This is a genomic window from Psychroflexus aurantiacus (assembly GCF_010820555.1).
GTDB lineage: Bacteria > Bacteroidota > Bacteroidia > Flavobacteriales > Flavobacteriaceae > Psychroflexus > Psychroflexus aurantiacus.
On record NZ_JAAIKD010000002.1, the window covers coordinates 559,940 to 580,469 of the forward strand.

The 20,530-nt window shown below is 38.9% G+C and carries 18 protein-coding genes; 7 read left to right on the top strand and 11 right to left on the bottom strand.

Annotated features, from left to right (window positions below; translation table 11 throughout):
- Position 1 precedes the first annotated feature (1 nt).
- Both G3567_RS05315 and G3567_RS05320 read right to left on the bottom strand, forming a co-directional pair.
- Positions 2 to 547, bottom strand: a complete 546-nt coding sequence (locus G3567_RS05315; protein WP_164004276.1) for a carboxymuconolactone decarboxylase family protein — start codon at positions 545 to 547, stop codon at positions 2 to 4.
- 110 nt (positions 548 to 657) lie between these two features.
- On the bottom strand, positions 658 to 1,092 hold the full coding sequence (locus G3567_RS05320) for an FKBP-type peptidyl-prolyl cis-trans isomerase (protein ID WP_164004277.1): 435 nt from the start codon (positions 1,090 to 1,092) through the stop codon (positions 658 to 660).
- Positions 1,093 to 1,280: 188 nt separating this feature from the next.
- On the opposite strand from G3567_RS05320, the gene G3567_RS05325 reads away from it, so the two are divergent.
- Positions 1,281 to 1,715, top strand: coding sequence for a DUF2452 domain-containing protein (locus G3567_RS05325; RefSeq protein WP_164004278.1), 435 nt, complete (start codon positions 1,281 to 1,283; stop codon positions 1,713 to 1,715).
- 5 nt (positions 1,716 to 1,720) lie between these two features.
- A complete protein-coding gene (locus G3567_RS05330) occupies positions 1,721 to 2,566 on the top strand; it encodes a dienelactone hydrolase family protein (protein WP_164004279.1) in 846 nt (281 codons plus the stop codon).
- A 71-nt stretch (positions 2,567 to 2,637) separates the two neighbouring features.
- On the opposite strand, the gene upp is transcribed toward G3567_RS05330, so the two are convergent.
- On the bottom strand, positions 2,638 to 3,294 hold the full coding sequence (upp, locus tag G3567_RS05335) for a uracil phosphoribosyltransferase (protein ID WP_164004321.1): 657 nt from the start codon (positions 3,292 to 3,294) through the stop codon (positions 2,638 to 2,640).
- A gap of 134 nt (positions 3,295 to 3,428) precedes the next feature.
- Here upp and G3567_RS05340 point away from each other — a divergent pair, with 134 nt between their 5' ends.
- Complete coding sequence (locus G3567_RS05340; RefSeq protein ID WP_164004280.1) at positions 3,429 to 5,390, top strand: aconitate hydratase; 1,962 nt, start codon at positions 3,429 to 3,431, stop codon at positions 5,388 to 5,390.
- 75 nt (positions 5,391 to 5,465) lie between these two features.
- Here G3567_RS05340 and hpf read toward each other — a convergent pair whose 3' ends face one another.
- Positions 5,466 to 5,768, bottom strand: coding sequence for a ribosome hibernation-promoting factor, HPF/YfiA family (gene hpf / locus G3567_RS05345; protein WP_164004281.1), 303 nt, complete (start codon positions 5,766 to 5,768; stop codon positions 5,466 to 5,468).
- 276 nt (positions 5,769 to 6,044) lie between these two features.
- On the opposite strand from hpf, the gene G3567_RS05350 reads away from it, so the two are divergent.
- The gene (locus G3567_RS05350) at positions 6,045 to 8,966 is read left to right on the top strand and encodes an FAD-binding and (Fe-S)-binding domain-containing protein (protein ID WP_164004282.1); all 2,922 of its coding nucleotides are present in this window, start codon (positions 6,045 to 6,047) and stop codon (positions 8,964 to 8,966) included.
- On the opposite strand, the gene G3567_RS05355 is transcribed toward G3567_RS05350, so the two are convergent.
- Together G3567_RS05355 and G3567_RS05360 are read right to left on the bottom strand one after the other, a co-directional pair.
- Positions 8,961 to 9,752: a hypothetical protein gene (locus G3567_RS05355; protein WP_164004283.1), complete on the bottom strand. Its 792-nt coding sequence runs from the start codon at positions 9,750 to 9,752 to the stop codon at positions 8,961 to 8,963. The genes G3567_RS05350 and G3567_RS05355 overlap by 6 nt on opposite strands.
- Before the next feature lie 81 nt (positions 9,753 to 9,833).
- A complete protein-coding gene (locus G3567_RS05360) occupies positions 9,834 to 10,151 on the bottom strand; it encodes a UDP-2,3-diacylglucosamine diphosphatase (protein WP_262887111.1) in 318 nt (105 codons plus the stop codon).
- Between the two features lie 208 nt (positions 10,152 to 10,359).
- On the opposite strand from G3567_RS05360, the gene aroC reads away from it, so the two are divergent.
- From aroC to G3567_RS05375, 3 genes are all read left to right on the top strand, one after another.
- Positions 10,360 to 11,418 (top strand): chorismate synthase, encoded by a 1,059-nt coding sequence (aroC, locus tag G3567_RS05365; protein ID WP_164004284.1) that lies wholly within the window; start codon positions 10,360 to 10,362, stop codon positions 11,416 to 11,418.
- Position 11,419: 1 nt separating this feature from the next.
- Positions 11,420 to 12,736: a dicarboxylate/amino acid:cation symporter gene (locus tag G3567_RS05370; protein ID WP_164004285.1), complete on the top strand. Its 1,317-nt coding sequence runs from the start codon at positions 11,420 to 11,422 to the stop codon at positions 12,734 to 12,736.
- A gap of 135 nt (positions 12,737 to 12,871) precedes the next feature.
- Positions 12,872 to 13,750, top strand: a complete 879-nt coding sequence (locus tag G3567_RS05375) for an SMP-30/gluconolactonase/LRE family protein (RefSeq protein WP_164004286.1) — start codon at positions 12,872 to 12,874, stop codon at positions 13,748 to 13,750.
- 75 nt (positions 13,751 to 13,825) lie between these two features.
- Here the strand turns inward: G3567_RS05375 and G3567_RS05380 are convergent, their stop codons facing one another.
- The 5 genes from G3567_RS05380 to G3567_RS05400 all read right to left on the bottom strand — a co-directional run bounded on the left by G3567_RS05380 (position 13,826) and on the right by G3567_RS05400 (position 20,257).
- A complete protein-coding gene (locus G3567_RS05380; protein WP_164004287.1) occupies positions 13,826 to 15,634 on the bottom strand; it encodes an acyl-CoA dehydrogenase family protein in 1,809 nt (602 codons plus the stop codon).
- A gap of 121 nt (positions 15,635 to 15,755) precedes the next feature.
- On the bottom strand, positions 15,756 to 16,055 hold the full coding sequence (locus tag G3567_RS05385; RefSeq protein ID WP_164004288.1) for a four helix bundle protein: 300 nt from the start codon (positions 16,053 to 16,055) through the stop codon (positions 15,756 to 15,758).
- A gap of 32 nt (positions 16,056 to 16,087) precedes the next feature.
- Positions 16,088 to 17,275: an acetyl-CoA C-acyltransferase gene (locus tag G3567_RS05390; RefSeq protein ID WP_164004289.1), complete on the bottom strand. Its 1,188-nt coding sequence runs from the start codon at positions 17,273 to 17,275 to the stop codon at positions 16,088 to 16,090.
- A gap of 116 nt (positions 17,276 to 17,391) precedes the next feature.
- Positions 17,392 to 19,797, bottom strand: coding sequence for a 3-hydroxyacyl-CoA dehydrogenase/enoyl-CoA hydratase family protein (locus tag G3567_RS05395; RefSeq protein ID WP_164004290.1), 2,406 nt, complete (start codon positions 19,795 to 19,797; stop codon positions 17,392 to 17,394).
- Between the two features lies 1 nt (position 19,798).
- Entirely contained in the window at positions 19,799 to 20,257 is a 459-nt protein-coding gene (locus G3567_RS05400) for a MarR family winged helix-turn-helix transcriptional regulator (protein WP_164004291.1), read from the bottom strand.
- Positions 20,258 to 20,530 lie beyond the last annotated feature (273 nt).

Here is a 20,530-nt window from a genome sequence, read left to right on the forward strand (position 1 = left end):
CTTAGTTTTCCCACTTAAACTCAGCAAACATGTCGTCTACTTCAGTTTCGGCGATATGATTGAGGTAGTTACTCATGGTTTTCATCCCCACGCCGGTGATAACTCCTGCGATATGCTGGTCAGTATACCCGGCCTCTTTAAGTGCTTTTGTAGCCGTTTCGGTTGGATAACCTCTTTCTTTGGCTACAGAAGTCGTAAAGTTTGAAAGGGCATCAAGCTTAGCGTCGGGTAATTCCTTTTGCTGCCTCAGGGCGTCTAAAACCTCGGAGGCTACACCACTCTGGTTTTTAGCTATAAAGCTGTGTGCTGCCACGCAATACCGGCAACCATTATAAATAGCAACGGACAATAGAATGACTTCCTGCTCCTGTGAAGTAAAACCAGAATCATTTCTAAAGGTGTCGTCTGCCTGTGTATAAGCCTTCAGCAATGAAGGGTTGTTAGCCATCATTTTAAACATATTAGGAACAACTCCCATCTTAGATTTTGTAGCTTCCAGAATGTCTTTAGCTGGCGCTTTAGCTTCGCTTATTTCTAATGCTTTCATTTTTGTTGTTTTTAGATTTATACCATTAGTCGAAAGCTTCTAAATTAGCTTACAAAAAAAACCACTCGAAGGAGTGGTTTTAATAGCTTAAATTTTTTGAAGTGGAAGGCTTAATTTTTAATTTCAACCAATTCTAATTCAAAAGTTAAATCGTGTCCTGCAAGCGGATGGTTAGCATCTACAATGATGTGATCATCTTTAACTTCAGCAACTCTTAACTGACGCTCGGTACCATCAGGGTTTTGAGAAACCAATCCCATTCCTACTTCTGGTTTGATTTCTTCAGGAAGCTGATCTTTTGGTACTTCTTGAAAAAGATCTTTTCTTACTTCACCGTAAGCTTCTTCTTTTGGTATTTCAATGGTTTTTTTCTCGGTTTCTTTCATATTAAGGACCCCAGTTTCAAAACCTGGAATAATGGTTCCTTCACCAAGTGTAAATTCAATGGGTTCTCTTTCCAGAGAACTATCGAAAACCTGACCTGTTGAAGCTAGTTTACCAGTGTAATGAACTTTTACTGTGTCTTTTTCTTTAACTTGACTCATAATATTAATTTATTGATTTCTAATTAATTAGATTTCTATTCAAATTCTCTGCAAAGGTATGATTTACAACACCAAACCCAATTTTATAGGCATTAAATTCAGTATTTTAAAGGAATTTTAACCTTAGCTAGAAGGCTTATTGAAAGAATTGAATTTAATTTCGCTTTATATATAACGTATTAAAGAACATGGGAGAAAAGTCCAAAAAGCCAGACCAAGTCGTTTACAACGAAAAAACCGAAAAATATGAGGCTGGATTATTGCCTTATGCAACAAATTCTGGTGCTCCCAAAATTACGCCAACAGATTTGACCGGTTGGAAAAATTCTAACGTGAGTAAAGTCAATCATCAAATCAAAACAGAATATGAAGAACTGAAAAGCCAGTATGAAAAATTGATGGCTCAGTTTGAATATAACAATCTCATTTATAGTGCTGAATTTAGTTTTGAACCTATTGTAGGTCAAACCTACCATTTGTATAATAAGAAAGATGGTAATATCTTTTTATCCATAATTTCTCCTAACGAATGTAATTTTGAATTCAAGGGAAGCTTCAAATTGAATGAAGATAAGATGTGGGTACGCCTGGATACTAAAACCAACAGTAAATCATTAAAATAAAACCTATGAAAATTTATAAACTAATTTTATTGACTTTCGCGATTGTTTTAACCGCATGCAAGTCTGAACAAAAGGATAAATCCGAAGAGGGAATCAATGTTGTATCTGAAAAAAACGAAATTAAACTGATAGGAGAAGAAATTTCTTACGAAACGGATTCTACAGTAATGACCGGATACATTGCTCATCAGGAAGATCTGGAAGAAAAAAGACCTGGTATACTGGTAGTACATGAATGGTGGGGGCATAATGAATTTGCCAGAACTAAAGCAGATCAGCTTGCAGAATTAGGCTATGTTGCCTTTGCTGTGGATATGTATGGTCAGGGTAAACAAGCACAACACCCGGAGGAGGCCATGGAGTTTTCCAGTAACGTGATGAATAATTTTGATACTGCCCAAAAACGCTTCAAAGCCGCTATGGAAACTTTGAAAGCAAATGAAAACGTAGATCCCGAAAAGATATCTGCGATTGGATTTTGTTTTGGCGGAAGTGTAGCTTTAGCCATGGCGAATACCGGAGTCGATTTGGATGCCGTAGCGGTTTTTCATAGCGGATTAGGTTTGCCAGTTATGCCCGGTGAAGATTTGAAAGCGAAACTTTTAATTCAAAACGGGGCTGAAGATGCGATGGTCACCGATGAACAGATTAAGAACTTAAAAGCCCAATTGGATGCTGTTAATGCAGATTATAAGTATATAGCTTATGAAGGTGTGAAGCATTCCTTTACGAATAAAGATGCAGATAGTATCGCCAAGGAATATGACCTTCCTTTAGCTTACGATAAGGACGCCGCCATGAAATCCTGGGAAAGAATGGCTCAGTTTTTTGAAGAACTTTATAGCAACTAGTTAAGTTTGTTGCCAATGAAAAGCCTGCTTGGTTTCAATTAAGCAGGCTTTTCTATTTTTCAGGATTAAAGTTATAATTTTTGTCCGTAAGCTAAGTCACCCGCATCACCTAGTCCTGGGATAATATATCCTTTGTCGTTTAATTTCTTGTCTATGTCCCCAATCCAAAGGTGAGCATTTTCGGGTAAATAGTCCTGGATCAAGTCCACTCCAGGTTGAGCCCCGATTACAGATAAAATATGAATGGATTTAGGTTTCCCCAGCTTTTTCAGGGCCTTTAAAACATTGAGCATAGATAGTCCTGTAGCCAGCATCGGATCTACCAAAACAAGTGTTTTGCCTTCGAGCCCAGGCGATGCTAAATATTCCACAACGATTTCGAAATCCTCTTCAGAAGTAGTTGTCTTTTTTCTGAATGCAGACACAAACGCATTATCAGCTTCATCAAAATAATTGAGTACGCCGTTATGAAGTGGAATTCCAGCCCTTAGAATGGAGCATACTACAATATTTTCAGTGAGTTCATTAAAACGGGCTGAGCTTAGGGGCGTCTGAAAAGAACGGGATTCAAAATTTAATGTTTTACTCATTTCATAACTCAGGATCTCACCAATTCGCTCAATATTTCTTCTGAATTTCATACGGTCGGTCTGAATGGTTTCATCTCGAATTTGATGTAAAAAGCGATTAAGGATTGAGTTGGTTTGACTTAAATTATGAACGGTCATAGGATTTTTTTTCAAAAGTAATGGATTTTAAGTCTTGTATCCAATAGAAATTAAGAGTTTAATCTTTGTTAATTGAAATTAAAATTGCTTTTGATAATGGTATTTTTAAATGAATTCAAATTTAAAACATAATCATGGCAAAGAATGTGACGCAGAAATTAATTGAATCTCATTTGTTAGACGGAGAAATGAAGCCAGGTGAGGAAATCGGTATTAAAATAGATCAGGCCTTATTACAGGATGCAACAGGAACTTTAGTGCAGCTCGAACTTGAAGCCATGGGCTTAGACCGGGCAAAAACAGAAGTAGCTGTTCAGTATGTGGATCATAATCTGCTTCAAACTGACTTTAAAAATGCAGATGATCATAAATTCTTGAGATCTGCTTCACAGCGATTCGGCTTGTGGTTTAGCAGGCCGGGCAACGGAGTAAGCCACCCTGTGCATATGGAACGTTTTGGAAAACCTGGAAAAACCATGGTAGGTTCAGATTCTCATACCTGTGCTGCCGGATCACTCGGTATGCTGGCTATTGGTACAGGCGGTCTGGATGTAGCCGCTGCTATTGCAGGACAGCCTTATTTTGTAAAAATGCCTAAAGTCATGGGGGTTAAGCTTACGGGTAAACTTCCAGACTGGGTAAGCGCAAAAGATGTGATTTTAGAAATGCTGAGACGCCATGATGTAAAGGGTGGCGTTGGAAAGATAATTGAATACTATGGAGATGGTCTTAAAGCACTAAGCGCTATGGACCGCCATGTCATCGCTAATATGGGTGCTGAACTTGGTGCAACCACATCTGTATTCCCTAGTGATGAAGAGACTAAACGTTTTTTGAAATCTCAAAACAGGGAAGAGGACTGGACAGAATTACTTGCAGACGAAGGATGTGAATATGAATTCCATGATGAAATCATTTTGGATGACCTCGTCCCTCTCATTGCCCTGCCTACAAGTCCCGGCAATGTAGTTCCCGTTTCTGAAGTTGCCGGAAAAGAAATCGGTCAGGTTGTGATTGGGTCTTCAGCCAATCCCGGATTACGTGATTTTTGGATGGCAAGCGCTATTGTAAAAGATAAAAGCATAAGTTCTGACGTTAGTTTTGATGTTAATCCTACTTCAAGACAAATCATGCAAAACATGATTGAAAACAGAACCTTTGGAAATCTGATAAAGTCTGGTGCCAGATTTCACCAGTCGGGATGCATGGGCTGTATTGGTATGGGACAGGCTCCCGCAAGTGGAACGATAAGTTTGCGAACCATGCCGCGTAATTTTCCCGATCGAAGTGGAACCAAAGATGATCAGGTTTACCTCTGTAGTCCGGAAACCGCAGCAGCTTCTGCATTAACGGGTAAAATTACCGATCCAAGAGATATGGAAGAAAAATTTGGAATGCAGTATCCGAAATTTGAGTACCCGACTTACGAAATTATCAATACCTATATGCTTGTAGCGCCGGTTGAGGATAATACATCGGTTGAATTGCAAAAAGGACCAAATATAAAAGCACTTCCGGAAATCCCTGAACTTAAAGAATCTTATAAAGTCCCTGTACTGCTTAAGATGGGGGATAATATCTCTACAGATGAAATTTTGAAAGCCGGAGCAGAAGTGCTGCCCTTCCGAAGTAATCTTCCCGAAATCAGTAAATATTCCTATACAGTCATCGATGAAACCTTTTATGACAGAGCTATGGAAGTTAGAGATTCCCGGGGTGGTCATGTTGTTGTCGCAGCCGATAATTATGCTCAGGGCTCTAGTCGTGAACATGCAGCCCTGGCTCCAAAATACCTTGGACAAGTAGCTGTCATTGCTAAAAGTTACGCCAGGATTGCCTGGCAGAATTTGATTAATTTTGGAATTCTTCCTCTTGAATTTACACAGGAGTCCGATTATGACCTGATTGAACAGGGAGATGATATCGAATTGAAAGACGTCATCAGTTCAGTGAGGTCTAAAGAACCGATTGAAGTGGTTATCCATAAATCCAATGGCGAGCAGAAGACCATACAGACCAAGCATAGCTTAAGCGGTCGGCAAATAGATGTATTGATAAAAGGTGGTATTATCAACGATTTCAGGGAAAAATTATAAACGGATTTTTCAATATAAAAAAAACCCAGTCTCAATTTATTTGAGACTGGGTTTTAAAGTTTATGCCTAAAACTATTATCGAGCTGACATTTTTTCTTTTTTCTTCTGAAGTTGTCTCTGGATGTCATCAACTGTATTGGTAATAGCCATTTCGAAAGCTTTCTCGTTGGAAGAAGCAAACACATTTTGACCCGGTGCACTCAGCTTGATTTCGCAAATCATTCCTGTTTCAGGGCTTGAGGTGTTCTCCTTTTTAAAAAATACTTCACCTCTTACGATCCAGTCGTACCTGTTTTCGAGTTTTTCTAATTTTTTAGTGACTAAGTCTTCAAGTCTGTCGCTTGCTGTAACGTGTACGTAATTGAAATTAATGTCCATAGTTTATATATTTTAATTGTGTATTTATATTTGGCTACAATGCCATTATAGCCCATTCTAACTTTTGTTAACTTAAATTATAAATTTAAGAAATTAAAGTTAGTCACTTGATTTTTTTTGAAACTTTAATTTTATAATTAAGGTATTTAACTTTTGATTTTTAATATCTAAAAGCGTATTCTGCTAGAGCATGAATTGAATTTCTGTTTAAAATTATCGTTTGTTTACATTTGATGTTAGCCCTTCTATGTTATTTTTGAATTTGATTTTAAACAGATGCAAAATTCCCTTTTTCAAACCTTATCCGATTCACTAGAAGGAAATCTTTATAAAGATGAATTACACCGATCCATTTATGCCACGGATGCCTCGGTTTACAGGGAAATTCCTGCTGCGGTGATATATCCTAAAACCTTTTCAGATTTAAAAAAGGTCATTGAATTTTCAAGAAAACACAAACTTTCCATCACACCCAGAGCAGCAGGGACCTCCCTGGCCGGTCAGTGTGTTACAGACGGGATTGTATTAGACCTGAGCAAATATTTTACAGATGAAATCGATTTCAATTCCGAGTTAAAGACCATACGCTTACAGCCCGGAGTGGTAAGGGATGCGTTAAATAACAGGTTGAAACCAAATCGATTATTTTTTGGACCCAATACCTCTACCAGCAACCGTTGTAACGTGGGGGGTATGTTTGGGAACAATTCCTCAGGAACAACCTCTATCAAATACGGGGTGACACGCGATAAAATTATATCTTCCAAAGGTTTTCTTTCCGATGGCAGCTTTATCGAAGTCAAACCGCTTACAAAAACCGAATTTGAGCACAAATTAAAATCAGATTCACTTGAAGGCAAAATTTATAAGTACTTCAACCGGCTTTTTCAGCAAAAAGATATCGAGGCTCTCATTGAAGAAGGCTTTCCGAAATCTTCCATTCATCGAAGAAACACGGGATATTCTATAGATGAGCTGTATAACTCATCTTTCTTTAAATCGGATTCTAACCTCTATTTTAATCTCAATAAACTCTTGTGTGGTAGTGAAGGCACTTTATTTATAGCCACAGAACTTGAATTGAGACTGGATGCCGTACAGCCTCAGCATTCCGCTATGGTGGCAGCGCATTTCACAAGTATTTCAGACTGTCTTGAGTCTGTAAAAACCTGCATGTCTCATGAGTTATTTACCTGTGAGATGATGGATAAAACCATCCTGGACTGCACGAAAGACAGCATGAAATATAAAGGGCATAGATTTTTTATTGAAAAAGATCCTGAAGCTATTTTGATGCTTGAACTCAGATCAGACGCACTGGAGGATTTGAAAATACAGGTCAAGACTCTGCTTGCAGATTTAAAGTCTTCGACCAAATCCTACGCGTCGCCGGTTTTAAAAGCCGGAGAAATAGATCTTGCGGTAGAGTTGAGAAAAGCGGGTCTTGGTTTGCTGGGAAATCTTAAAGGGGATGAAAAAGCTGTCGCCTGTATAGAAGACACCTCGGTTGCCATCGAAGATTTACCGCATTACATTGCAGATTTTTCCAAAATCATGACCTCTTACAATCAAAAAGCAGTGTATTACGCTCATGCCGGTGCCGGTGAACTACATTTAAGACCCATATTGAATTTGAAAACATCTAAAGGGGTTGAAGAGTTTAAAAACATATCCAGCGATGTTGCTCATTTGGTGAAATCTTACGGAGGCGCTCTGAGCGGCGAGCATGGAGACGGCAGGGTGAGAGCGCCGTTTACGGAGCTGGTGGTAGGTAAAGAATGTTACAGGATATTTCAGGAGATAAAGCAGGTATTCGATCCTAAAAATCTGTTCAATCCCGGCAAAATTGTCAACCCCAAGCCTATCGATACCGATTTACGGTATGAAGTGAACAGGGATGAGCCTGAGATTTCTACCAAACTCGATTTTTCTAAAAATCTAGGCATTCTCAGAGCTGCTGAGCAATGTAATGGGAGTGGAGATTGCAGAAAGTCTCATGAATTCGAAGGGGGCATGTGCCCGAGTTATCAGGCCACCAAAAATGAAAAGGACACGACACGGGCAAGAGCTAATATGTTAAGGGAAGTTCTGACACAAAAGCATCAGGATAAGAATGCCTTTGATGATAAGAATCTTAAAGAAGTTTTTGACCTCTGTATTAATTGTAAGGCTTGTAAAAACGAATGTCCCAGCAATGTCGATGTTGGTGCTTTCAAAACTGAATTTCTTTATCAGTATCAAAAAGCGAATGGAACTGAACTGAGAACCAGAGTTTTTGCAAATAATAATCTCATCAATAAACTCGCTTCTCCGGCAGCTCCGATTTATAACTGGTTAAATACCAATGCACTGACCTCGAATTTGATTAAGCGCATAGCCGGAATAGCCAAAGAACGAAGTTTACCAAGACTGAGCTCTCAGTCCCTGAGGTATAAAATCGACAAAGGCTTGATTTCATTAAAGGCAATCGGAGAGAAAAAGAAATCTGTCTACCTGTTCATCGATGAATTCACGAATTACCTGGATGTTGAAATAGGAATCGATGCCATAGAATTACTCACTAAACTCGGCTATGAAATCAAGGTCCTCAGGCATGAAGAAAGCGGAAGGGCTTATTTTTCAAAAGGATTGCTTGACGAAGGTCAGAGAATTGTAGATAAAAATGTAGCTGTCTTTTCCACTAAAGTTTCACAAGAATCCCCTTTGCTGGGAGTTGAGCCTTCTTCCATTTTAAGTTTCAGGGATGAATATTTAAAATTGGCCTCAGACAAAACTTCAGCAGAACAACTTTCTAAGCATGTGTTTTTGATAGAAGAGTTTCTCAATGCTGAAATTCAATCTGGAAATCTAAAATCAGATCAGTTTTCAGAAGAATCCAAAGCCATTAAAATTCATAACCATTGCTATCAGAAAGCTTTATCCAATCAAATTCATACGTTTAATCTCTTGAATTTACCGAAAAACTTTAAAGTGACCTTAATCCCGTCAGGCTGCTGTGGTATGGCTGGCAGCTTTGGTTATGAGAAAGAACACTATAAAGTAAGTCAGGATATCGGAGAATTGATTTTATTTCCTGCGGTGAGAAAATCGAATGGACTTATTTGTGCAAACGGTACCAGCTGCAGGCATCAGATAAAGGACGGGACTCAAAAGGAAGCCCTTCATCCCGTCTCCATATTGAATAAATATGTATTATGAGTCGAGCAGGTAACTGTCAAGTTCCTGAGAAGAATTAAAATCCAAGTCAGGAATTTCTATTTCCAATTGCTCCAGAATATCTTCAAAAATAATTTCCGTATTCACTTCACTTAAAATAAGACCAATATCTTCAGCAAAATAATTGGTGATACTCGTAATTTGTTGTTCCTGCAATAAGGTGAAATCAGTGAAAACGATGAACACCTCTGCTGAAAGCGTTATCTGAATTTCTGAGACAAAAATATTTTCGTAACTCACCTCATTTACGACTTTCGAAGTAGAGAAGCCTTTATTTACTGAGCTGATTTTAAAGATAAAATCTACAGGATAATCATTGATGCTTTGTTGAAATTCCCCGGAGGATGAAGACATGATATCTCCCTGAGATGAAAAATCATCGTAAAGCACAATATCTTCCAGAGGCAGTTGAAGAGGGGACAAGCCATTTTCTAAATCTATGCTGTATTCGCCATCCAGAATTATCTTTTGATTTCCATTTTGTTTGTAAACCTTGCCACCAGCCAGCATACTGCTAAAAATTCCTAAAAGTTCATCACTGCTTTGAGTGAAGCCATATCTGTTTTGAATCTTTTCATCGACAGACAGTATTTCAGTTCCTTGAATATTGCTGGCATTCTGACTTAAATGATTTTCATAAACCCAGGAATTACCAATGTCAAGAGGTAAATAGTCAACATCTGAATTTAAAAAAGTATCTTCTTCTTCTGAACAGGATGAACAAAAGATGATTAGTATTACTATAAGGGAAAGCCTGTGTTTTTTCATAGGCATGAATATACAAATAAAGGCGGAAATTCAACGTTTTTTGTTCTCTTCTCAGTAAATACGGTAGATTCATCAACAAAATTAACCAAAATGGCAGTGGAGATGTCTTCTTCTTTTTTTTTCAAAATCACTTAGTTTCCTTAACATTTCGTCATGGTTGCCGGTAATGTAAACGATTTCCGTACCGGACATCGAAAATTCAATAAATGTTCTGATGATTTCCAAATGTGTTTTTGGAAAGTAATTTTTTCTGAATTGCCATATATCCACGATGTCACCATTGAGAATTATTTTTTTAGGAATTATAGAATTAAGGTAATTCGATAGTTCCTGGGCATGACAGCCAAAAGTACTCAAGTGGATATCTGATAAAACAACTAAATCAACTTTTCTCTTCAAACTATATAGTTTTCTATAAAAAAAACAAAAGCTAAAGCCTAATCTAGTAAACTGAAGATTACTATAATTCTACCTGTGTGTTATCTCACAGAGGTGTTGGTTAACTTCAACTTTACGTTTTGGAGCATTCCGGCTATATTTATTAATTATCTGGTTTAATTGCTTTTTGATTATTGCTTAAAACAATTACATTTGTTCAAAACAACACATGGCATCAAATAGTTTCGGCAGTTTTTTAAAGCTCACTACCTATGGTGAATCTCATGGAGTTTCTATAGGAGGTATTTTAGACGGGGTGCCCCCCGGAATTCAACTGGATTTGGATAAAATTCAACTCGAAATGGATAGGAGAAAACCTGGGCAATCGTCTATAGTGACACAGCGAAAAGAATCTGATATAGTTCATTTTAAATCCGGAATCTTTGAAGGAATAACCACAGGCTTACCTATTGGGTTTGAAATTCAAAATACCGATAATAAATCAAACGATTACGGACATATTAAAGATGTATTTCGGCCAAATCATGCAGACTATACTTACGACCAAAAATACGGACAGAGAGATCATCGGGGAGGAGGAAGATCCAGCGCCAGAGAAACGGCTTCCTGGGTAGTAGCAGGAGCTATTGCCAAACAAATACTCAGTGACGTCAAATTTACGGCCTATACCCATGCTGTAGGTGCTCTTGAATTGACAGCGAAAGATACCGTTGACTTTGACGTGATCGAGAAAAATCCTGTGCGTTGCCCGAATGAAAAAGTGGCTTCACAAATGGAAGACTATATCAGACAGATTCGGAAAGAAGGAGATACCATTGGAGGGATTGTGAAATGTGTCATTTCAAACGTTCCTAAAAATCTGGGTGATCCTATCTTCGAAAAACTACACGCCAATCTGGGTAAAGCCATGATGACCATCAATGCAGTAAAAGGCTTTGATTACGGTTCCGGATTTGAAGGTGTTTCCATGAGAGGAAGTGAACATAATGATTTGTTCAATACCGACGGGAGTACTAAAACCAATCATAGCGGTGGTATACAGGGTGGGATTTCCAACGGTATGGATATCACTTTCAGGGTAGCGTTCAAACCCGTAGCTACACTCATGCAAAAGCAGCAAACCATCAATAAAAACGCTGAAGAAGTTGAAATGCAGGGCAAAGGGCGACATGACCCCTGTGTGGTTCCCAGAGCCATTCCTGTCGTTGAAGCTATGTCTGCCTTAGTTTTGGCAGATGCCTATTTATTAAATAAATCAATCCATTAAGATGAAAAAATTAGAACTACACTGGCAAATCCTTATAGGAATGGGCCTTGGAGTATTATTTGCGTTTATATTATCCTATTTTGAATGGGGAAGCGGTTTTATTACAGACTGGATCAAGCCCTTTGGTACGATCTTTATCAATGCTCTAAAACTGATTGCCGTTCCTTTAATTCTTGCTTCACTTATTAAAGGCGTATCAGATTTGAAGGATATTTCAAGCCTTTCCAAAATGGGGCTGCGAACCATATTAACCTATCTGACGACAACTGTAATTGCTGTAAGTATAGGTCTCATCATTGTAAATGTTTTTGAACCTGGAAAAAGCATCGAGAGTGATACCCGAGAAGAACTAGTGGAAAGTTACGGTGGCGATGCTGAAACGACTCGTCAAAGTGCACAAAAACAAAAGGAATCTGGTCCGTTACAAGCGCTAGAAGATTTGGTGCCAGAGAATATTTTTGGAGCTGCTTCAAGCAATTCCAATATGTTGCAGGTTATTTTCTTTGCCATTTTCTTTGGGATAGGTATGATTTTAATTCCAGAAAAACAATCGAGACCCATCAAGGAATTTTTTGATTCGCTCAATGAAGTCATCTTAAAGATGATAGACCTCATCATGCTTGCGGCACCTTACGGGGTCTTTGCCTTACTGGCAGCACTCGTTGTAGAAGCTCCAAGCGCAGATTTATTTATAGCTTTAGCCTATTATGCGCTTTGTGTGGTTGGTGGATTGCTCCTTATGATAGGGATTTACGCTTTGATCGTTGGAATTTTTACTAAAAAAACCCCTCGATTTTTTCTTAACGGAATTTCTCCAGCCCAATTATTAGCCTTTTCTACAAGTTCCAGTGCTGCTACATTACCGGTCACCATGGAACGCGTAGAGGAACACTTAGGTGTACATCCACAGGTGTCGAGTTTTGTCCTGCCTATTGGTGCGACGATTAATATGGACGGAACAAGCCTTTATCAGGCGGTTGCTGCTGTGTTTATTGCGCAGGCCTTCGGAATAGAGTTGAGTTTTGCCGCCCAACTGGGTATTATTGCCACAGCTACATTAGCTTCTATTGGTTCTGCAGCAGTGCCTGGGGCAGGAATGGTGATGCTGGTTATCGTCTTAGGTCAGGCAGGTATACCTGAAGCCGGTCTAGCCCTCATCTTTGCGGTAGACAGACCTTTAGACATGTTGAGAACTAGTGTCAATGTAACTGGTGATGCAGCCGTTGCCATGTTAGTTGCCAAATCACAGGATAAGCTGGGAGACCCTCAGGTTAAAGATTGGGATGATAACTATAAAAAAGAAGAATCTGAAAAATAAATTGACTAAATAAAGCCTGATATAAACCGAATACTGCTGTTTATTAAAGCATTTGATTTCAGCTGGGATAATCCTTGAATTGGGTTTGAAAATTAAGGTTTAAACGTCATTAACCTTGTTATAAAAAAAAAGAACATGAAACTATTTAATCACTTATGTTTTGTCCTTAGTGCCGTCACCTTACTGGTATCCTGCAAAGCGGAAGAAAAAAAAATATTTGGAGAACCTGAAGTCATCGCAAGTGGATTTCAATTTACGGAAGGTCCCCACTGGCTTGAGGGGGAAGGTTTGATTTTTAGTGATATTCCAGCAAGTAAAATTTACATATGGAAAGCTGATCAGGACACTGTCGAGGTGTGGCTAGACCCTTCTGGTCGTTCAAATGGTATAGATGAAATGCCGAACGGAGATATTATTATTGCACAACATTCCGGCAAAATCAGTCTTGTAAATTCAGATAAAAGCACAGATGTACTCGTATCTACTTATAAGGGGAAAAAACTAAACAGTCCAAACGATTTAGCCATTACATCGGCTGGTGTCGTTTACTTTACCGATCCTACCTATGGAGTAACTGGCGAGCCTGAATTGGATTTTTCTGGGGTTTACCAGCTGAAAAACGATAGTTTACATCTAATTTATGATGAATTTAATCTGCCAAATGGCATTGCCTTGTCTGTTGATGAGCGCTTACTATTTGCAGGCGACTCTGAAACAGGGGACATTATAAAGTTCAATCTCGATGAAGAAGGAGAAGTTGTTTCTAAAGCATTTTTTGCCAATATTGGTAAGCCAACTCAATTGGGGGCAGCTGATGGTATGCTGCTGGATACGGATAAGCGTCTTTATACTACGGGTCCCAATGGTTTGATGGTATTCGATGAATCCGGTACGCAGATAGCTCAGTTGAAGTTTGACGAACAAATCACCAATCTGTCATGGGGGAAAACTATTGGTGAAACCTTGTATATAACCGCTTCAGACAAAGTATACAGGGTTGAGCTTCAGAATTGATTCAAGACATTCTTGAAAACAAAAAAGCTGTCTCTGAAAGAGACAGCTTTTTTACTTTAAGAATTTTCGTTCAGACTACACTGCATATTTATTGTCTTCTACAATTTTATCCGCAATGGTATTTCTAAGTTCAACAATATTGGGGAAATTTTCGTATTTGGTATAACGTTTTAATCCCATCAACATCATTTTTTGCTCGTCGCCTTCAGCAAAAGAAATAATTGCTTCTTTAGCTTTTTCATTGATTTTATCAACAGCTTTATATAATCTCAGTTTAGCCATGGCAATTTGAACGTTTTGAGATTCTTCACCAAAACGATTTGCATTTTTCTCTGCTCTTAAAATGGCAGATTCTGCCATATAGGTTTCGATCAAGATATCGGCAGACGCCAATAGCAATTGTTGATGCTGATCAAGTTCTTCTCCATACTTTTGAGCAGCGCTTCCTGCCACCATCAAAAACACTTTTTTGAGTTTTTTCAGCATCGCTTTTTCTTCTGAAAGAAGGGCTGAGTAATCTGGAGTTTCAAACGAAGGAATGCCGGTGAGTTCATCAGAAACCGCTTTAGCGGGACCCAGTAAATCCACATGACCTTTCATCGCTTTTTTGACTAACATACCCACAGAAAGCATTCTATTGATTTCATTGGTTCCTTCATATATTCTTGAAATTCTGGCATCTCTCCAGGCAGATTCCATGGGAGCATCTGCAGAGAATCCCATACCTCCATAAATCTGAATACCTTCATCAGTACACTTCTGAATATCTTCTGAAACCGCTACTTTTAAAATAGAACATTCAATAGCGAATTCTTCAACACCTTTAAGCTCGGCCTCTTGATGTGAACTGCCACTTTCCATTCTCAAATTGATGCGGTCTTCGATATTCTTTGAAGCTCTATAACAAGCCGCTTCACCAGCGTAAGTGGACATAGCCATTTCAGCCAGTTTAGATCGAATGGCCCCAAATTTTGAAATAGGCGTATCAAACTGAACCCTGTCGTTAGCATAACTTACCGCTGAACCTATAACGCGACGCTGAGCATCGAGACAAGCAGCGGCTAACTTTATTCGTCCTACGTTTAAGGCATTCATAGCAATTTTAAAACCGCCATTTCTTTCTCCAAGTAAATTTTCAGCAGGGACTTTGGTTTCATTGAAGAAAACCTGGCGGGTAGAAGAGGAGTGAATACCTAATTTTTTCTCTTCATCTCCCATTGAGATCCCGTTTTCCAAATCTTTTTCAACGATAAATCCTGTGATGTTTTTATCATCTTCTATTCGTGCAAATACGATGAATATATCACAAAATCCAGCATTGGAAATCCACATCTTTTGACCTGTAATCTTATAATGCGAACCATCTTCGGACAAAACAGCTCTGGTTTTTCCAGAATTAGCATCAGATCCTGCGCCAGGTTCAGTAAGACAATAAGCCCCAAACCATTCACCGGTTGCTAATTTCGGAATGTATTTTTGCTTTTGCTCTTCAGTACCATATAAGGTAATAGGCAACGTACCAATTCCTGTATGCGCACCAAATGCTGTTGCGATAGATCCGGTAGCACCTGAAATATAGTCACAAACCAGCATGGTAGAAACGAAATCCATTCCCAGCCCGCCGTATTCTTCAGGTACGGCAACGCCCAGGAATCCTAATTCACCAGCCTTACGCATAACTTCTTCAGTCAAGTCGTAATTTTTCTTCTCAAACTCTTCTTTTTTAGGCCAGATTTCTCTGTCGACAAACTCTTTTACAGAGTCTCTCATCATCTTTTGTTCATCAGAAAAATCTTCAGGGGTGAAAACTTCTTCAGCTTTGGTTTCTTTTACGATGAACTGACCTCCGCGAATCATGTCATCTAGTTTTTCTTTTGTTTCCATTTTTTCTTTTTTATAATTTATTCTCTATTAAGTATCAAGTAAGCAGTATTAATGATAAAACTTACAGTTATGATTTTGAAAGTATCAGTTTGTATAGCATTCGCTGAATTTCATTATTTTATCAAAATATTTTAACAAATTCATCTTGATTTTCTATATTAAAGAGATCTTGAATTAAAATAAATTGAGTTTCTAGTTCAAAACTGAACCCTTGACTCATGTTAATAAAATTCACGAATTGTTTATCAGTATTTCTTCCAGCACCTTCAGCAAGGTTTGAAGCTATAGATACGGCTGAACGTTTTATTTGGCTTTTTATACCAAACTTTTCATCATTTGGTAAGTGTTCATAAGATTTAAAAACAGATTTTATCAACTCAATAGCTTTTTGCCAAACTTTAAAATTTTTAAAATCATGCATAAATCTATTTATTAAATACCAGTTCCTCTACACTAAAACACCTCATATATCCCGGCAGCACCTTGTCCGGTTCCCACACACATGGTAACCATCGCGTATTTATTTTTCAACTGTCTTTTCTTCATCTCATCAAAGATCTGTACAGATAATTTTGCTCCGGTGCAGCCAAGTGGATGTCCAAGTGCAATAGCGCCTCCATTTACGTTTAAAATATCCTGATTGATATCCAGTTCTCTGGCTACGGCGAGGGATTGAGAAGCAAAAGCTTCATTCAATTCGATGAGTTCAATGTCATTCAGTTTCAGCCCGGCTTGATCCAAAGCTTTTGGTATGGCTTTAACAGGACCAATACCCATTATTCTTGGTTCTACGCCAACCGTGGCATAAGACACAAGTCTTGCTACAGGTTCAAGATTCAGTTCCTTGACCATCTCTTCGCTCATGACCATGACAAAAGCTGCACCATCACTCATTTGAGATGAATTTCCAGCTGTAACGCTACCCCCTTCAGCAAAAACCGGCCGGAGTTTATTCAATACCTGTTCGGAAGTATCTGCTCTGGGACCCTGGTCCTTATCTACGGTATAGGTTTTAGATTGTCTTTTCCCTTTGGAATCCACAAAAATATCCTCAACCTCAATTGGAACGATTTGATCCTGAAAACGATTCTCTTTTTGAGCCTTTATAGCTTTCTGATGAGAATGGTAAGCAAACTCATTTTGATCTTTTGAACTGATTTTATATTTCTCGGCAACTGCTTCAGCGGTTAATCCCATTCCCCAGTAATAGCTTTCGTTTCCGGCTTTTGCAGTTTCATAATTGGGTACTGGTTTGTATCCACCCATAGGAATATAACTCATGCTTTCTGCTCCACCGGCAATAATGCAGTCGGCCATTCCACTTTGAATTTTGGCAGAAGCCATGGCTATGGTTTCAATTCCGGAGGCACAGTATCTGTTCACGGTTACTCCGGGCACTTCTTCAGATTTCAATCCCATAAGTGAAACCAGTCTTCCCATGTTCAAGCCTTGTTCTGCCTCAGGCATGGCATTTCCAACCATGACATCATCAATTCTAGACCTGTCAAAGTCCGGTAACTGCTTCATCATGTGTTCTATGGTTTCTGCCGCCAGATCATCTGGTCTTTTGAAACGAAACACCCCTTTTGGTGCTTTCCCTACTGCGGTTCTGTATCCTTTTACTATATATGCTGTTTTCATCTTCCTATCCCTAACCCTTTCCTAAGGAAAGGGGATTCTTGCGGGTGTTTTTTTCGGTTAATAAATTAATCTTCATGTTTTCTAGTCTTCCCTTGGGGAAGATTTAGATGGGGTCTCTAATTTCTTAAGGGCTTACCTTTTTTGATCATATGCTGTAAACGCTCCAGAGTCTTTCTTTCTCCACAAAGAGATAAAAAGGCTTCACGCTCAAGATCCAAAAGGTATTGTTCAGAAACATAATTAGCTTCAGACAAATCGCCTCCAGACATCACATAAGCAAGCTTATTGGCTATTTTTTGGTCGTGTTCACTTATGTATTTTCCAGCTTTCATTTGGTCAGTTCCAACTAGAAACGCACCGAGAGCCTGTCTGCCCAGAACTTTAATATCATTCGTTTTTACAGGTTGCGTGTATCCGTTTTTCGCCATGAGTTTCGCCTGTTCCTTGGCTATGGCAAGCTGCCTGTCTCTGCTCACAACGACAATGTCTTTACCCCTTTCGAGTATATTCAGATCATAAGCTTCATGTGCAGATTTAGCCACTTTGGCCATACCAATCGTTAGGAAATTCTCTCTTAACCTGTTCAACTCAACATCGTCCTTCTGGAAGGTCATTGCTGCACGTCTGGTCATTTCCTTAGAACCTCCGCCACCAGGAATAACCCCTACGCCAAATTCGACTAAACCGATATAGGTCTCTGCATGTGCAACAATTTTGTCTGCATGCATAGATAATTCACATCCACCGCCCAGCGCCATTTGATGTGGGGCTGCTACGGTAGGAATGGAGGAGTAGCGCATCCTCATCATGGTATCCTGGAAGTATTTTATAGCTCCATTGAGTTCTTCATATTCCTGTTCTACCGCGAACATGAAAATCATTCCAATGTTGGCGCCAACAGAGAAGTTATCTCCAGTGTTTGAAATGACAACCCCTTCATAGTCCTTCTCGGCTATATCCATGGCTGCGTTTATACCATTAAGGACATCGCCTCCAATTGAATTCATTTTACTTCGGAATTCGATATTTAAAATACCATCACCAAGATCTTCGGCAACCAGGTCTTTATTGCTAAAGACCTCGTGGCTTTCTCTGATGTTGTCAAGTATGATAAAGGCATCCTGTCCAGGAATTTTCTGATGCGATTTTTTATCGCTGTCGTAGAAATACGTCTTGCCGGATTTTACCTGATAAAATGCTTTGTCTTTTGATTCTGAAAGGCTTTGAACCCAGTCTGCAACCTCAAAACCTTCATCTTTCATCAATTGAATCCCTTTTTCGAGTCCAATAGCATCCCAGATTTGAAATGGACCGTGTTGCCAGCCGAAACCAGCTTTCATGGCATCATCTATTTTATAAAGCGCATCCGTTATTTCAGGAATTCTGTTCTGAACATAAGCAAATAATGCGGCAAAGTTTTTTCTGTAAAACTCGCCTGCTTTGTCTTTCCCTTCTATTAGGACGGGAAATCTGTCAGCTACAATGTCAATGGACTTGGTTTTTTCTAGGCTGTCAAATTTAGCCGATTTTCTTTCTCTATACTCCAGGCTATCTAAGTCTAAAGATTTAATCTCGCTAGACCCGTCCTCATGCTTTACCTTCTTGTAGAAACCCTGACCAGTTTTACTCCCCAGCCATTTCTTCTCCATCATATGTTCGATGAAATCTGGCAATTTGAAAAGCTCGTGACGTTCATCGTCTGGAACATTATCATAAAGTCCGTTAGCCACATGAACTAAAGTATCCAATCCAACAACATCAACGGTTCTGAAGGTGGCAGATTTGGGTCTTCCAATGACCGGCCCCGTTAACTTATCGACTTCCTCAATCGTCAAATCCATGTCCTTAACCATATGGAACAAACTCATAATACTGAAGATTCCTATTCGATTCCCTATGAATGCAGGGGTATCCTTAGCGACAACAGTGGTTTTGCCAAGAAATTTCTCACCGTATTCATTCAGAAAATCCAATACTTCTTCAGAGGTATCAGGTCCAGGAATAATCTCTAATAATTTAAGGTACCTTGGCGGATTGAAGAAATGCGTCCCGCAGAAATGTTTCTTAAAATCATCAGATCGTCCTTCGTTCATAAACTTGATTGGAATACCCGACGTATTTGAAGAAATCAGAGTTCCTGGCGTCCTGTGCTTCTCAAGATTTTCAAAAACTTGCTTTTTAATATCAAGTCTTTCAACCACCACTTCAATAATCCAGTCTGCATCTTTAACCTTAGCGATATCATCTTCAAGGTTGCCTGTTTCTATTCTTTTCGCAAAATCTTTATGATATATAGGAGACGGGTTAGATTTTAAAGAAGCCTGCAGCGCTTCATTTACGATTCTGTTACGTACCGACGTATCTTCAAGAGTTTTTCCCTGTTTTTTCTCAGCTTCTGTAAGTTCTCTAGGCACAATATCTAAGAGTAATACTTCTACTCCGATATTGGCAAAATGGCAAGCTATACCACTTCCCATTATACCTGAACCAATGACAGCAACTTTGTTGATTCTTCTTTTCATATTAGTGTTGAATTTTAGTTTGTTCTTTCTTAAAAATCATTTTTTCAGAAATTAGTCTGTTTATTTCATCGGTTACTCTTAAAAAAGTATCCAAGTCTTCTTTTGAAATATTGCTTTTGACAGCTTCATCAAATGACAGCACGACGTATTTAGAGAATTTTCTCATCTCTAGGCCGAAATCGGTTAAATGAATAAGTACGCTTCTGCCATCTTCAGGATTTCTTTCTCTCTTTATGAGTCCTTTTTCTTCCATGGTTTTTAACGTCCTGGACAGACTCGTAGATTCAACTCCCATCTTAGGACCAAGAGCTGTAGAAGGAGTTCCATGTTCCGGATCTATACTCAACAAAGCAAAACCTGTAGCCATACTACTTCCTTTCTTGTTAGCTTCTTCATTGTACATTTTAGACACTGCAATCCAAGTCGATCTTAAAACGTAATCAATAGTTTTTTCCTTCATATAACAAATATAGCAAAATTTATTATGCACGCATAGTATTTTGTGTTTTTTTCGTTCATCGGGGAGAAAAGCGCACAGTGTAAGTACAAGCAGCTGTGCGTCTTAAGTTTTTTGGTGAAAAAAGAGATAAAAACCTTCAAAAAAGTTTGGTTTGAAGAGGAAAAGAGTTGTAGTTTTGCACCCCGCTAATTGAGGTACTGGATAGAGAAGGCAAGAGGGAGAGCTTGGGCAACAAGTTGTTGTTATGGCTTGTGAGCAGAGGAATTAAGTTGT

Excerpts from the sequence above, each read along its gene's own strand:
- G3567_RS05315 (WP_164004276.1), bottom strand. The coding sequence starts at position 547 with ATGAAAGCATTAGAAATAAGCGAAGCTAAAGCGCCAGCTAAAGACATT.
- G3567_RS05320 (WP_164004277.1), bottom strand. The coding sequence starts at position 1,092 with ATGAGTCAAGTTAAAGAAAAAGACACAGTAAAAGTTCATTACACTGGT.
- G3567_RS05325 (WP_164004278.1), top strand. The coding sequence starts at position 1,281 with ATGGGAGAAAAGTCCAAAAAGCCAGACCAAGTCGTTTACAACGAAAAA.
- G3567_RS05330 (WP_164004279.1), top strand. The coding sequence starts at position 1,721 with ATGAAAATTTATAAACTAATTTTATTGACTTTCGCGATTGTTTTAACC.
- upp (WP_164004321.1), bottom strand. The coding sequence starts at position 3,294 with ATGACCGTTCATAATTTAAGTCAAACCAACTCAATCCTTAATCGCTTT.
- G3567_RS05340 (WP_164004280.1), top strand. The coding sequence starts at position 3,429 with ATGGCAAAGAATGTGACGCAGAAATTAATTGAATCTCATTTGTTAGAC.
- hpf (WP_164004281.1), bottom strand. The coding sequence starts at position 5,768 with ATGGACATTAATTTCAATTACGTACACGTTACAGCAAGCGACAGACTT.
- G3567_RS05350 (WP_164004282.1), top strand. The coding sequence starts at position 6,045 with ATGCAAAATTCCCTTTTTCAAACCTTATCCGATTCACTAGAAGGAAAT.
- G3567_RS05355 (WP_164004283.1), bottom strand. The coding sequence starts at position 9,752 with ATGAAAAAACACAGGCTTTCCCTTATAGTAATACTAATCATCTTTTGT.
- aroC (WP_164004284.1), top strand. The coding sequence starts at position 10,360 with ATGGCATCAAATAGTTTCGGCAGTTTTTTAAAGCTCACTACCTATGGT.
- G3567_RS05370 (WP_164004285.1), top strand. The coding sequence starts at position 11,420 with ATGAAAAAATTAGAACTACACTGGCAAATCCTTATAGGAATGGGCCTT.
- G3567_RS05375 (WP_164004286.1), top strand. The coding sequence starts at position 12,872 with ATGAAACTATTTAATCACTTATGTTTTGTCCTTAGTGCCGTCACCTTA.
- G3567_RS05380 (WP_164004287.1), bottom strand. The coding sequence starts at position 15,634 with ATGGAAACAAAAGAAAAACTAGATGACATGATTCGCGGAGGTCAGTTC.
- G3567_RS05385 (WP_164004288.1), bottom strand. The coding sequence starts at position 16,055 with ATGCATGATTTTAAAAATTTTAAAGTTTGGCAAAAAGCTATTGAGTTG.
- G3567_RS05390 (WP_164004289.1), bottom strand. The coding sequence starts at position 17,275 with ATGAAAACAGCATATATAGTAAAAGGATACAGAACCGCAGTAGGGAAA.
- G3567_RS05395 (WP_164004290.1), bottom strand. The coding sequence starts at position 19,797 with ATGAAAAGAAGAATCAACAAAGTTGCTGTCATTGGTTCAGGTATAATG.
- G3567_RS05400 (WP_164004291.1), bottom strand. The coding sequence starts at position 20,257 with ATGAAGGAAAAAACTATTGATTACGTTTTAAGATCGACTTGGATTGCA.